Genomic DNA, 13,659 nt, shown 5'->3' with positions numbered 1-13,659 from the left:
AATATTATCGTCATAACGAAATTTAAGATTTTTAATACGAAAAGTCAGTTGCTAACTTCGCATGATTCATGCAACGTAATCACCTGTTTAACACAGCATCCGGCCTTCATTACTACAGGCGTACAACATGCAGGGATATAGGGCGGGAAATGAATCGTAGCGCGCAGCGCAAGATGCTCAGGGTGGTAGGGATCATCATGGTAGTTATGCTGCCGGTGATGCTTGCGCTATGGTTTGCCCAGCTAAGAGCCGTGTCTGAAACAAGCGCCCAGCTACGGACATTTGCTGAACTGGCTTTAGACAAAACAGAGCTGGTTATACAGCAGGTTGATCTGGCCCGCGACGAGGCGGAAAAATATCGGGGCGAGCTTTGCACCCCGGGACACCGTCAATATATGTTGAACGTTGTTCGTGGCCGCCTGTTTGTTGCCGATTTAATTTATGCTGAAGGTCAGAATTTTCTTTGTTCGACCGTTTTTACACCGGATCGTCCCTACGCCATTCCCGTCGCTAATTACACGCGTAAACCTGACGTCGCTATCTATTATTATCGCGACACCCCATTTTATACTGGTTATAAAATGACATATATGCAGCGTGGAAATTATGTGGTGGTCGTTAATCCACTTTCATACAGCGAAGTCATGTCTGCGGATCATTCTCTCTCGTGGGGGGTATACGACACGGTAACCAATGCTTTCTTTTCCGTCAGTCAGAAAGCCAATGTTTCTTTATTAAATTCGATGATTCGGGATAAGGAATCGGTATTTCAAAAAGATAACCGCTTTTATACGATCGTCACATCCCCCAAAAGACCGATTGCGGCCATCGTGTCGACATCGAATAAACGCTTTTATGAAACGCTTTACCATCAGGCGACATTAACGCTGCCGCTGGGAATGATTTGCAGCATTATTATTTTGCTGGTCTGGTCCCGTACCCATCGTGAGCTCAATTCGCCGGGGCGTTTACTGCACAGGGCGCTGAACAAACGCCAGCTTTGCGTGCACTATCAGCCGATTATTGATATCAAGAACAATCGGTGTGTCGGCGCGGAGGCGTTATTACGCTGGCCTGGTTTTAACGGGCAGGTGATGAGCCCGGCTGAGTTTATTCCGCTGGCTGAAAATGAGGGGATGAGTGAGCGGATTACGGATTATGTCGTTGAGGAAGTGTTCAGCGATTTGGGCCATTTCCTTGCCGAACATCCGCATCTCTATATTTCGATTAACCTGTCGGCGACGGATTTCCACTCCTCGCGGCTGATCGCCATGATTTCTGAGAAGGCCCGCCACTATGCCGTCCGCGCGCAGCAAATCAAAATTGAAGTGACGGAACGCGGTTTTATCGATGTGCCTAAAACCACGCCGGTGATTCAGGCTTTTCGTCAGGCGGGGTATGAAGTGGCGATCGATGATTTCGGTACCGGCTACTCGAACCTGCACAATCTCTACTCGCTGAACGTCGATATCCTGAAGATCGATAAATCGTTTATCGATACCTTAACGACCAACAGCACCAGCCACCTGATCGCCGAGCATATTATCGAGATGGCGCAAAGCCTGCGGCTGAAAACCATTGCGGAAGGGGTTGAGACGGCAGAGCAGGTGAGCTGGCTGTTGAAGCGCGGCGTCCAGTTTTGTCAGGGATGGCACTTCGCGAAAGCGATGCCGCCCCAGGAATTTATGACCTGGCAGCAGCAACCTTTGCACTGAGCGTGATTAATTCAACTGGTGGCGATAGTCGCTCGGCGTGCGGTCAAACTCGCGGCGAAACACGCGGGAAAAGGTTTGTTGCGACACATAGCCAAGATCCATCGCGATATCAAAAATCGGCCGCTGCGTTGAGCGTAGCGCCTGCGCCGCCAGCAGCAGTCTGCGCTGACGAATGTACTCACCCAGCGTCTGATGCATGACCGTACGGAACATTCTCTGTAAATACCATTTCGAATAGCCCGACTTTTTCGCGACCACATCAATGTTCAACGGTTGGTCGATATGGTCATCAATCCATTCAATAAGCGTCTGAATAATCTGCTGATGCGACATAAGGTTGCCCCTCTGTAGATACAACTATCTCGGTTAATTCGTCGTTTTCTCTGCGGGGGAGTATAATTCCTCAAGTTAACTTGAGGTAAAGAGGTTTTATGGAAAAGAGATTGCCGCGCATTAAAGCGCTGTTAACCCCCGGCGAAGTAGCAAAGCGAAGCGGCGTGGCGGTATCGGCGCTCCACTTCTATGAAAGCAAAGGGTTAATTAAAAGCATCCGTAACGGCGGCAACCAGCGTCGCTATACCCGCGACGTGCTCCGCTACGTGGCGATTATCAAAATTGCGCAACGAATCGGAATTCCCCTGGCCACGATCGGCGAGGCATTTGGCGTGCTGCCGGAAGGGCACACGCTGAGCCCGAAAGAGTGGAAAGAGCTGTCGTCCCAGTGGCGTGAAGAGTTGGACAGGCGTATTCATACGCTGGTCGCGCTGCGTGACGAACTGGATGGCTGCATTGGCTGCGGATGCCTGTCGCGCAGCGACTGCCCGCTGCGTAACCCCGGCGACAAACTGGGCGAGCAGGGGACGGGAGCGCGGTTGCTGGAGGAAGATTGAGAGTGGTTTGCCGGGTGGCGCTTCGCTTACCCGGCCTACCAAACCGTCAAATGTAGGCCGGGTAAGGCGCAGCCGCCACCCGGCAAAACCCCGCACAATAAAGAACTAAAGCGCCACAAAGGGCGCTTTAGTTTTTCCCGGTCTTTGTCTTTCTCTCTATCCCGCTGGTTCACGGGAGGGTTTCCCCCGACATCAGCACCCCTCGTGTCGAGCTGGTTGGGGAGGTTCCGGATTGTGCTGACACTTTAATTCTATGCAAGGCCCGTTTTTTCGCCAGCGACGCTGACCGGTTTTTAGCCGAATTTTTTTCGCGGTGTTGTTCAATTTTCTATAGTTAAAAAGTATGAATAACAGGAGAAAGCCATGCTCACGGTACACCACCTAAACCAGTCGCGCTCGCACCGCGTAATCTGGGCGCTGGAAGAACTCGGTCTGCCTTATGAGATCGTTCACTATCAGCGCGAAAAGAACATGCTGGCACCTGAGGCGCTCAAAAAGGTGCATCCGTTGGGCAAATCACCGGTCATCGAAGATAACGGACTGATCCTCGCAGAGTCAGGCGCCATTCTGGAGTATCTGCAGGAGACGTACGATCCCGAGTCGCGGCTTAAGCCTTTAGATCCCGCGCATAAGGTGCAGTACCGCTTCTGGTTGCACTACGCGGAAGGATCGCTGATGCCGCTGCTGTTAATGAAGCTGGTCTTCAACAGCCTCGGCAAGCCGCCCGTGCCGTTTGGTATCCGAACCCTGGGAAAAGCGCTGGGGCAGGGGGTGCAGAAAGCGTACCTCAACCGCCAGCTGGAAACCCATGCACGCTTTATTGAGTCGCACCTTGCTAAAAACAGCTGGTTTGCCGGGGATTCGCTCAGCATGGCCGACATCCAGATGAGCTTCCCGATCTTTGCCCTGCTGGCGCGCGGCGGTATTAACAACTTGCCGCATAGTCAGGCATGGAAAACGAAGGTTGAAAACAGCCCTGGCTGGCAACGAACCCTGGCACAAGGGGGGCCGTTATTCATCCCGGGGGAGGATTGAAATGTAAACAAATTGCGCATAGACGATAACGTTTGCGCATCCTCTGTTTATTTCTTCAGCGTCATAAGTGAATTTTAGCGAAAAACGATAAAGTTCAGTTGAAAAGGGCGGGGATTAGGCTAGATAATCGTTTGCCTTAATTTGACCACCCGTTTGTAAGCGCGGAGCTAAACGTTTGCTTTTTCTGTGACGCCCTTTCGTCGCAAACGCAACACAAGGATTTGACGTTTAGCTGGCAGTGGCGTCTCCACCTCGCTTACGGACTTCCTAAAAAACTCTCAGGGGATGTTTTCTATGTCTACGCCATCTGCGCGTACTGGCGGTTCACTTGACGCCATGTTTAAAATTTCGGCCCGCGGCAGCACCGTGCGTCAGGAAATCGTTGCCGGTTTGACAACGTTTCTGGCGATGGTGTATTCCGTCATCGTTGTGCCGGGCATGCTGGGCAAAGCGGGCTTCCCGCCAGCAGCTGTCTTTGTAGCGACCTGCCTTGTGGCCGGCGTGGGCTCTATCGTGATGGGCCTGTGGGCGAACCTGCCGCTGGCGATTGGTTGCGCCATCTCCCTGACCGCGTTTACCGCGTTCAGCCTGGTGCTGGGCCAGCACATCAGCGTACCGGTTGCGCTGGGCGCCGTGTTCCTGATGGGTGTGCTGTTTACCGTTATTTCAGCGACCGGCATCCGTAGCTGGATCTTGCGCAACCTGCCGCAGGGCGTGGCGCACGGTACCGGCATCGGCATCGGCCTGTTCCTGCTGCTGATCGCCGCCAACGGCGTCGGTCTGGTCATCAAGAACCCGCTGGACGGTCTGCCGGTGGCGCTCGGCCATTTCGCCAGCTTCCCGGTGATCATGTCGCTGATCGGGCTGGCGGTGATTATCGGTCTGGAAAAACTGAAAGTCCCGGGCGGCATCCTGCTGACCATTATCGGCGTTTCCATTGTCGGCCTGATTTTCGATCCGAACGTCCACTTCTCCGGCATTTTCGCCATGCCGTCGCTGAGTGATGACAAAGGCAACTCTCTGATTGGCAGCCTGGATATCGTTGGCGCGCTGAACCCGGTCATCCTGCCAAGCGTGCTGGCGCTGGTAATGACCGCGGTGTTTGACGCGACCGGGACCATTCGTGCGGTGGCCGGTCAGGCGAACCTGCTGGATAAAGACGGTCAGATTATTGACGGTGGCAAAGCGCTGACGACGGACTCCCTGAGCAGCGTCTTCTCAGGCCTGGTGGGCGCAGCGCCTGCGGCGGTGTACATCGAGTCCGCAGCGGGTACGGCGGCAGGCGGTAAAACCGGCCTGACGGCGATCACCGTGGGCGTGCTGTTCATGCTGATCCTGTTCCTCTCTCCGCTCTCCTACCTGGTTCCGGCGTACGCGACCGCGCCAGCGCTGATGTACGTTGGCCTGCTGATGCTGAGCAACGTGGCGAAAATCGACTTTGCGGATTTCGTGGACGCGATGTCTGGCCTGATTACCGCGGTCTTTATCGTGCTGACCTGTAACATCGTGACCGGCATTATGATCGGTTTCGCATCGCTGGTGATTGGTCGTCTGGTCTCCGGGGAATGGCGCAAGCTGAACGTTGGCACCGTTGTGATTGCCGTTGCGCTGGTGGCGTTTTACGCGGGCGGCTGGGCAATCTAAATTGGCCTTTGATGCGAAAACGGGTGGCTCAGGCCGCCCGTTTTTATTTTCAGGACTCATCCTGTTGCCTTTTGCGTTACTCTGGGGAAGATAGAATAAAAGGCACGACGCCTTCCGGAGTACATAAGCAACACAGCAAACAGGGAACGCATGGAAATCTTCTTCACAATACTCATCATGACCCTTGTGGTCTCGCTATCCGGGGTGGTTACACGCGTACTGCCCTTTCAGGTCCCCCTGCCATTAATGCAAATTGCCATCGGCGCGCTGCTGGCGTGGCCGACGTTTGGCCTGCACGTGGAATTTGACCCAGAACTGTTCCTCGTGCTGTTCATTCCGCCACTGCTGTTTGCCGATGGCTGGAAAACGCCCACGCGCGAATTCCTTGAGCACGGGCGAGAGATCTTCGGCCTGGCACTTGCGCTGGTGGTGGTCACCGTCGTCGGGATTGGTTTTCTGATCTACTGGACGGTACCGGGTATCCCGTTAATTCCTGCCTTTGCGCTGGCCGCCGTGCTGTCGCCAACCGATGCCGTGGCGCTGTCCGGCATTGTGGGTGAAGGTCGTATTCCGAAGAAAATTATGGGGATTTTACAGGGGGAGGCGCTGATGAACGACGCCTCCGGCCTGGTTGCCCTGAAGTTTGCCGTGGCCGTTGCGATGGGCACGATGGTCTTTACCGTCGGCGGCGCGACGCTGGAGTTCTTCAAGGTGGCGATTGGCGGTATTCTCGCGGGCTTCGTGGTGAGCTGGCTGTACGGCCGCTCGCTGCGGTTCCTCAGCCGCTGGGGCGGCGATGAACCCGCTACGCAGATCGTACTGCTGTTCCTGCTGCCGTTCGCCTCTTATCTGATTGCCGAACATATCGGCGTGTCGGGCATTCTGGCGGCAGTGGCGGCAGGGATGACCATTACCCGCTCTGGCGTGATGCGCCGCGCGCCGCTGGCTATGCGTCTGCGTGCCAACAGCACCTGGGCGATGCTGGAGTTTGTCTTTAACGGCATGGTGTTCCTGCTCCTGGGCCTGCAGCTGCCGGGCATTATGGAATCCTCGCTGGTGGCGGCCGAAGCCGACCCGAACGTTGAGGTCTGGATGCTGTTTACCGATATCGTGCTGATCTACCTGGCGCTGATGCTGGTGCGTTTCGGCTGGCTGTGGACGATGAAAAACTTCAGCGTCCGCTTCCTGAAGAAAAAGCCGATGGAGTTTGGCTCGTGGACAACGCGTGAACTGCTGATTGCCTCTTTTGCGGGCGTACGCGGGGCGATCACCCTTGCCGGTGTCCTCTCCATTCCGCTGCTGCTGCCGACGGGCGACGTCTTCCCGGCGCGTTACGAGCTGGTGTTCCTGGCGGCGGGCGTCATTCTGTTCTCACTGTTTGTCGGCGTGATTATGCTGCCGATTTTACTCCAGCATATTGATGTCGGTGATTCGACCCAGCAGCACAAGGAAGAGCGCATTGCGCGTGCGGCCACCGCCGAAGTGGCGATTGTCGCCATCCAGAAAATGGAAGAGCGCCTGGCCGCGGATGCGGAAGAGAACATCGATAATCAGCTGCTGACGGAGGTGAGTTCCCGCGTAATTGGTAACCTTCGCCGCCGTGCGGACGGGCGTAACGATGTGGAAAGCTCGCTGCAGGAGGAGAATCTGGAACGCCGGTTCCGTCTGGCAGCGCTGCGCTCAGAGCGTGCCGAACTGTACCACCTGCGCGCCACGCGCCAGATCAGCAACGAGACGCTGCAAAAGCTGCTGCACGATCTGGACCTGCTGGAAGCGCTGTTGATAGAGAATCAGTAGCGCTGTTTTGCCGGGTGGCGGCTTCGCCTTACCCGGCCTACGGTTCGAACGTAGGCCGGTAAGCGCCACCGGGCACTATTCAGACCGCACCCAAAACCCCTCACAACACTGCAGCCACGCCTGCGCGCTCTGCGACAAATAGACCCCTTCACGCCAGATCATCCCTAACTGCCAGTGCAGATCGCTCTCCAGCGGGATCCAGCGCAGCGTGTTTTTATCCAGACGCTCGCAAATCGGCTGCGGCAGAATGGCAATCCCCACGCCCGCCTGCACCATCGCGGCCAGGAAATCCCATTGTCCGCTGCGTACCGCAATGCGCGGCTTGACGTTATGCTGGTTAAACAGCGTCATCAGCTGGCGGCTGAGGGCGAAGTCTTCGTTGTAGATCAGCAGAGGGTGCTCGCCGAGCAGTTCAGGCTTCACCGACTCCCTCTTTAGCCAGTCGCCGGAGCGGGGCACCAGCACGCACAGCGGGTGGCTAAAGAGCGGAAGCGTCGCCAGGCCGCTCTCTTCCTCAACGGGGAGGGCGGTCATTGCCACGTCGAGCTCGCCGTTAGTGACGGCCTGCTGGACGGTTAACCCACCAAACTCCGAAATCTTCAGCTCTACGCCGGGATAACGCTGGCGAAACAGGCTAATCGGCCCGGCCATCATCATGCCGACCATCGGGGGAATGCCGAGGCGAAGCACCCCTTTGGTCAGATGATTAATATCGTCCAGCTCTGCTTCCAGCTGGCGGAACTCCGCCAGAATCGCCAGCCCGCGTTCGAACACCACGCGTCCGGTGTCGGTCAGCAGCAGCTTGCGCCCGTCGCGGATCAGCAGGGTACAGTTCAGTTCATCTTCGAGGTTTTTCAGCATCTTGCTGATGGTGGGCTGGGTAACAAACAACTTCTCCGCTGCGCGGGTAAAACTTTGCTGACGAACCACTTCGACAAAATAGCGCAGCGTTCTTATGTCCATGATTATTCCTCGAAACTATACCTTTGATGATTTTAATTCATTTCAGTCCACACCGTGCGCTCACTATACTGGCGCCTCGTCTCATTTTTGAGGAAAACCCCCATGGCCGTGGCGTTAAGCCGTGTTACGCCTGCCGTTGTACAACGACTCCAGGTCCCGGTTCAGGTACTGCTCTACGCGGGACTGTTTGTTTTCGCCGAATATCTTGTCGGCTGGCTCCACCTGCCGCTGCCTGCCAACCTGGTGGGGATGCTGCTGATGCTGACGCTCATCCTCTGTCGCGTGATCCCCCTTAACTGGGTGCGCGCCGGGGCGCGCTGGCTGCTGGCGGAGATGCTGCTGTTCTTTGTCCCTGCCGTGGTGGCGGTGGTGAACTATGCGCAACTGCTGATGGTGGACGGCTGGCGAATCTTTGCGGTGATCGCGCTGAGTACGTTGATGGTGCTGGGGGCGACCGCCTGGGTCGTGGATAAAGTCTACCGGTTTGAAATCAGCAGGCACAAACATGACTAACTTTCAGATCAGCGTCTTGTGCCTGATCGCGACGCTCGGGATCTACTTCGCCAACAAGCGGCTGTATCGCCGGTTTCATGCGCTGCCGCTGATGCCGCTGGTCTTCACGCCGATCCTGCTGGTGCTGATGCTGGTCTTCGGCCACATTTCCTGGCAGAACTACATTGGTGAGTCCCACTGGCTGCTGTGGCTGCTCGGCCCGGCGACCATCGCCTTTGCCGTGCCCGTTTATGACAACCTGGCGATTATCAGGCGCCACTGGATGTCGCTCAGCGCAGGCGTGATCACCGCCACGGTGGTCGCGGTCTGTAGCTCCGTCTGGCTGGCGAGACTGTTTACGCTGCCCGATGAAATTCAGCGCAGCCTGGCCGTGCGCTCGGTGACCACGCCGTTTGCGCTGGCGGCGGCTAAACCCCTCGGCGGACAGCCGGACCTGGTGGCGCTGTTTGTGGTGGTGACGGGCGTCTTTGGGATGGCAGTGGGCGATATGCTCTTTCTGCGGCTTTCTATTCGGGAAGGAATGGCCAAAGGCGCGGGATTTGGCGCGGCGTCGCACGGCGCGGGCACGGCACGTTCCTATGAGCTGGGCCAGCAGGAGGGCGTTGTCGCGAGCCTGGTAATGATGCTGTCGGGCGTGGTGATGGTGCTGGTTGCACCGCTGGTGGCGTGGGTGATGTTTTAAGCTCCCCGGCCAGAATGGCCGGGGAGAAAGGTTTAGTGCGCGCGGCCCTGCTCAACGCCAAGACCGGTTTGTGAACGAATAAACTGGGCGCGGAATTTCTCGCGCTCCAGGTTACCCTCCGGCGAATTGTCGGTGGCCGAGAAGACCCAGATACCGATAAACGCCACGGCAATGGAGAACAGCGCCGGGTATTCATACGGGAAGATGGCGCTGGCGTGACCGAGGATCTGCACCCAGATCGTCGGGCCCAGAATCATCAGGATCACCGCCGTCAGCAGCCCCAGCCAGCCGCCAATCATCGCGCCACGGGTGGTCAGTTTCGACCAGTACATGGAGAGCAGGATGATCGGGAAGTTACAGCTTGCCGCGATGGAGAAGGCCAGCCCCACCATAAAGGCGATGTTTTGCTTCTCGAACAGGATGCCCAGCAGGATCGCCACAACGCCCAGCACCAGCACGGTGATTTTGGAGACCTTCAGCTCATCGCGCTCGCTCGCGCCTTTGCGGAAAACGTTGGCGTAGAGGTCATGCGAGACCGCCGACGCCCCGGCCAGCGTTAAACCCGCAACTACCGCAAGAATGGTGGCGAAGGCCACGGCAGAGATAAAGCCGAGGAACAGGTTGCCGCCCACCGCGTCGGCCAGATGCACCGCCGCCATGTTATTGCCGCCAATCAGCGCGCCCGTGGCATCTTTAAACGCCGGGTTTGCCCCCACCAGCATGATCGCGCCAAAGCCGATGATAAAGGTCAGGATATAGAAGTAGCCCATGAAGCCGGTAGCGTAGAAGACGCTCTTGCGCGCTTCACGCGCATCGCTCACGGTGAAGAAGCGCATCAGAATGTGCGGTAGACCTGCTGTACCAAACATCAGGCCCAGACCGAGCGACAGGGCAGAAATCGGGTCTTTCACCAGCCCGCCCGGGCTCATAATGGCTTCCCCTTTCGGGTGGACCGCCATGGCTTCGGTAAACAGGTTATTGAAGCTGAACCCAACGTGCTTCATCACCATAAAGGCCATAAAGCTGGCGCCGAACAGCAGCAATACCGCTTTGATGATTTGCACCCAGGTGGTGGCCAGCATGCCGCCGAACAGGACGTACATCACCATCAGCACACCCACCAGTACCACCGCGATGTGGTAGTTCAGGCCGAACAGCAGCTCGATCAATTTACCCGCGCCTACCATCTGTGCGATCAGATACAGCGCCACTACCACCAGCGAACCGCAGGCGGAGAGGGTGCGAATCGGCCCCTGCTTCAGGCGATACGAGGCCACGTCGGCGAAGGTATAGCGACCCAGGTTGCGCAGGCGCTCGGCAATCAGGAACAGAATGATCGGCCAGCCGACGAGGAAGCCGAGGGAGTAAATCAGGCCGTCATAGCCGGAGGTGTAGACCAGCGCGGAGATCCCGAGGAACGAGGCGGCGGACATAAAGTCACCCGCAATCGCCAGCCCGTTCTGGAAGCCGGTAATATTGCCGCCTGCAGTGTAGTAGTCGTTACGGGAGCGCACGCGTTTCGACGCCCAGTACGTAATGTACAGCGTCAGCACCACGAAAATCAGGAACATGATAATCGCCTGCCAGTTGGTTGGCTGGCGCTGTACCTCGCCGGTAATGGCATCCGCCGCGTGGGCGGCAAAGGGAAGTGTGGCGGCTAGCGCCGTCAGGACTCGCTTCATGATGCTTTTACCTCTTGCAGTACCGCTTTATTAAGACGATCGAATTCACCGTTCGCGCGCCAGACGTAGACGCCGGTCAGCACAAATGAAATCACAATCACGCCAATGCCAATGGGAATACCGCGCGTCACGCTGGTCCCCTCGTGTAACGGGGTGCCCAGCCAGTGCGGCGCAAAGGCGATCAGCAGAATAAAGCCGACATAGATAATCAGCATGATGATGGAAAGGGTGAAGGCAAACCGTTGCCGCTTATCGACGAGCTCCCTGTAGTGCGCACTATTCTCTATCTGCTGACAAATATGGTCATTCATCACAGAGTCTCCAAAGGTAAGGTTGGTTTGTTTTTATCCCCTCTCCCCTATGGGGAGAGGGTGAGGGAGGAAGGTGCGGTCTGATGCCCTCACCCCGGCCCTCTCCCACGGGGAGAGGGAGAAAAGATTACGATGGCATTGCGATGGCCTGCTTCTCTTCGAGCAGTTTTTCCACCACGCCAGGATCCGCGAGCGTTGAGGTATCACCGAGGTTGCTGGTGTCCCCTGCCGCGATTTTGCGCAAGATACGGCGCATGATTTTGCCGGAGCGGGTTTTCGGCAGCGAGTCGGTCCAGTGCAGCACGTCCGGCGTGGCCAGTGGGCCAATCTCTTTACGCACCCAGTTGCGCACTTCGGTGTACAGCTCTGGCGACGGCTCTTCCCCATGGTTCAGAGTGACGTAGGCGTAAATCGCCTGGCCTTTAATGTTGTGCGGAATACCGACAACGGCCGCTTCGGCAATCTTCGGATGCGACACCAGCGCCGATTCAATCTCCGCGGTGCCCAGACGGTGGCCAGAGACGTTCAGCACGTCGTCCACGCGTCCGGTGATCCAGTAATAACCGTCTTCATCACGGCGGGCGCCGTCGCCGCTGAAGTACATGTTTTTAAAGGTCGAGAAGTAGGTCTGCTCGAAGCGATCGTGATCGCCGAACAGGGTACGCGCCTGACCCGGCCACGAGTCCGTGATCACCAGGTTGCCTTCGGTGGCGCCTTCCAGCGGGTTGCCTTCGTTATCCACCAGCGCAGGCTGCACGCCGAAGAATGGACGGGTTGCCGAGCCTGCTTTCAGCTGCGTGGCGCCCGGCATCGGGGTGATCATGAAACCGCCGGTTTCGGTCTGCCACCAGGTATCCATGACCGGGCATTTCTCGTTGCCGATTTTCTTCCAGTACCACTCCCAGGCTTCCGGGTTAATCGGCTCGCCCACGGAACCGAGGATGCGCAATGAAGAGCGGTCGGTACCTTCGATGGCTTTATCGCCTTCCGCCATTAATGCGCGGATTGCCGTTGGCGCGGTGTAGAGAATATTGACCTGATGCTTATCGACCACCTGGCACATACGCGCCGGGGTTGGCCAGTTGGGTACGCCTTCAAACATCAGCGTTGTTGCGCCACAGGCCAGCGGGCCGTACAGCAGGTAGCTGTGCCCGGTGACCCAGCCCACGTCGGCGGTGCACCAGTAGATGTCGCCCGGGTGGTAGTCGAAGACGTATTTGAAAGTGGTGGCCGCGTAGACCAGATAGCCGCCGGTGGTGTGCAGCACGCCTTTCGGTTTGCCGGTTGAGCCAGAGGTGTAAAGAATGAAGAGCGGATCTTCCGCATTCATCTCTTCAGGCTGATGCTGGTCGCTCGCTTTTTCAATCAGGTCGTTCCACCACAGGTCGCGCCCCTCGTGCCAGTCGATTTTGCCGCCGGTACGCTTAAGGACGATGACGTTGCTGACCGTTTTGACGTTCGGGTTTTTCAGCGCTTCGTCGACGTTTTTCTTGAGTGGGATACCGCGTCCTGCACGCACGCCTTCATCGGCGGTGATCACCAGTTTTGAGCTTGAATCGACAATACGACCCGCAACCGCCTCTGGCGAGAACCCACCAAAGATAACCGAGTGAATGGCGCCGATACGCGCGCAGGCCAGCATGGCCACCGCCGCTTCCGGCACCATCGGCATATAGATTGCGACCACGTCGCCTTTTTTAATGCCTTTATCCAGCAGGACGTTGGCAAAGCGGCACACGTCGCGGTGCAGTTCTTTATAAGTAATGTGTTTGCTCTGCGAGGCATCATCGCCTTCCCAGATAATCGCCGTCTCGTTCCCGCGCGCGGCAAGGTGACGGTCAAGGCAGTTCGCCGCCAGGTTCAGCGTGCCATCTTCATACCATTTAATGGAGACGTTACCGGGCGCAAAGGAGGTGTTCTTCACCTTCTGATAAGGTTTGATCCAGTCCAGGATATGACCCTGCTCACCCCAGAAGGTGTCCGGGGCGGTGATAGATTGCTGATATTTCTCGTGGTACTGCTCCGGGTTGATCAGGCAACGGTCCGCAATGTTTGCGGGAATGTCATGTTTGTGTATTTGGCTCATGGCTTTTTTTCTCCTTGTAAGATGTTAATAATATGTCGCAAAAACGTTAATAGTAGGGGCTTTACAAGCTTTGTTTATTATTTGGGCTACAGATCACGCATTGTTTGAACAGGTTGAAAAATGAGCGAATGAAACTTTGAAGGAAAATAATTTATGCTGACGATTATTCACATTTATGTTTAAAAAAGCGTTTTTATAACAAAAGGTTATTTATTAGAAACAGGAGAAACTCCCGTCACGGACGCTTTTACGAGTGAAATGCGTCGTTCTTTAAGGCTTGCGCAACAGGCCGCGCAAATGATACTCATACGCCGCGTTAAAAAATCCCATAAATCGACGCA

Annotated in this window: 12 protein-coding genes; 7 read left to right on the top strand and 5 right to left on the bottom strand. The window is 56.5% G+C overall.

What is annotated here, in order from left to right:
* Positions 1 to 149 precede the first annotated feature (149 nt).
* Positions 150 to 1,715, top strand: coding sequence for an EAL domain-containing protein (locus ACMGGE_RS15175; RefSeq protein WP_048030238.1), 1,566 nt, complete (start codon positions 150 to 152; stop codon positions 1,713 to 1,715).
* Between the two features lie 6 nt (positions 1,716 to 1,721).
* Here ACMGGE_RS15175 and soxS read toward each other — a convergent pair whose 3' ends face one another.
* Positions 1,722 to 2,048, bottom strand: coding sequence for a superoxide response transcriptional regulator SoxS (gene soxS / locus ACMGGE_RS15170; protein ID WP_008503387.1), 327 nt, complete (start codon positions 2,046 to 2,048; stop codon positions 1,722 to 1,724).
* A gap of 98 nt (positions 2,049 to 2,146) precedes the next feature.
* On the opposite strand from soxS, the gene soxR reads away from it, so the two are divergent.
* The 4 genes from soxR (at position 2,147) to ACMGGE_RS15150 (ending at position 7,081) form a co-directional block, all read left to right on the top strand.
* Positions 2,147 to 2,605, top strand: a complete 459-nt coding sequence (gene soxR / locus ACMGGE_RS15165; protein ID WP_008503388.1) for a redox-sensitive transcriptional activator SoxR — start codon at positions 2,147 to 2,149, stop codon at positions 2,603 to 2,605.
* Between the two features lie 363 nt (positions 2,606 to 2,968).
* Positions 2,969 to 3,640: a glutathione S-transferase family protein gene (locus tag ACMGGE_RS15160; RefSeq protein ID WP_196365647.1), complete on the top strand. Its 672-nt coding sequence runs from the start codon at positions 2,969 to 2,971 to the stop codon at positions 3,638 to 3,640.
* A gap of 294 nt (positions 3,641 to 3,934) precedes the next feature.
* Positions 3,935 to 5,284 carry a guanine/hypoxanthine transporter GhxP gene (gene ghxP, locus ACMGGE_RS15155; protein ID WP_008503390.1) on the top strand — a complete coding sequence of 450 codons (1,350 nt, stop codon included), beginning with the start codon at positions 3,935 to 3,937 and terminating at the stop codon, positions 5,282 to 5,284.
* Positions 5,285 to 5,434: 150 nt separating this feature from the next.
* Positions 5,435 to 7,081 carry a Na+/H+ antiporter gene (locus ACMGGE_RS15150; protein WP_008503391.1) on the top strand — a complete coding sequence of 549 codons (1,647 nt, stop codon included), beginning with the start codon at positions 5,435 to 5,437 and terminating at the stop codon, positions 7,079 to 7,081.
* A 75-nt stretch (positions 7,082 to 7,156) separates the two neighbouring features.
* Here the strand turns inward: ACMGGE_RS15150 and ACMGGE_RS15145 are convergent, their stop codons facing one another.
* Positions 7,157 to 8,044 (bottom strand): LysR family transcriptional regulator, encoded by an 888-nt coding sequence (locus tag ACMGGE_RS15145; RefSeq protein WP_024906729.1) that lies wholly within the window; start codon positions 8,042 to 8,044, stop codon positions 7,157 to 7,159.
* 102 nt (positions 8,045 to 8,146) lie between these two features.
* Between ACMGGE_RS15145 and ACMGGE_RS15140 the strand changes: the two genes are divergently transcribed.
* Positions 8,147 to 8,557 carry a CidA/LrgA family protein gene (locus ACMGGE_RS15140; RefSeq protein ID WP_021242769.1) on the top strand — a complete coding sequence of 137 codons (411 nt, stop codon included), beginning with the start codon at positions 8,147 to 8,149 and terminating at the stop codon, positions 8,555 to 8,557.
* Positions 8,550 to 9,239, top strand: coding sequence for an LrgB family protein (locus ACMGGE_RS15135; RefSeq protein WP_045909180.1), 690 nt, complete (start codon positions 8,550 to 8,552; stop codon positions 9,237 to 9,239). The genes ACMGGE_RS15140 and ACMGGE_RS15135 overlap by 8 nt, the downstream gene beginning before the upstream one ends.
* Positions 9,240 to 9,271: 32 nt before the next feature.
* Here the strand turns inward: ACMGGE_RS15135 and actP are convergent, their stop codons facing one another.
* From actP to acs, 3 genes are all read right to left on the bottom strand, one after another.
* A complete protein-coding gene (gene actP / locus ACMGGE_RS15130; RefSeq protein ID WP_223539886.1) occupies positions 9,272 to 10,921 on the bottom strand; it encodes a cation/acetate symporter ActP in 1,650 nt (549 codons plus the stop codon).
* Entirely contained in the window at positions 10,918 to 11,232 is a 315-nt protein-coding gene (locus tag ACMGGE_RS15125; protein WP_008503396.1) for a DUF485 domain-containing protein, read from the bottom strand. The genes actP and ACMGGE_RS15125 overlap by 4 nt, the downstream gene beginning before the upstream one ends.
* A gap of 127 nt (positions 11,233 to 11,359) precedes the next feature.
* On the bottom strand, positions 11,360 to 13,318 hold the full coding sequence (gene acs, locus ACMGGE_RS15120; protein ID WP_420293923.1) for an acetate--CoA ligase: 1,959 nt from the start codon (positions 13,316 to 13,318) through the stop codon (positions 11,360 to 11,362).
* Positions 13,319 to 13,659 lie beyond the last annotated feature (341 nt).

Origin of the sequence: Enterobacter sp. BNK-22 (assembly GCF_048684805.1) — a bacterium.
Lineage (GTDB): Bacteria > Pseudomonadota > Gammaproteobacteria > Enterobacterales > Enterobacteriaceae > Enterobacter > Enterobacter quasiroggenkampii.
This window is presented reverse-complemented; position numbering and strand designations above follow the sequence as displayed.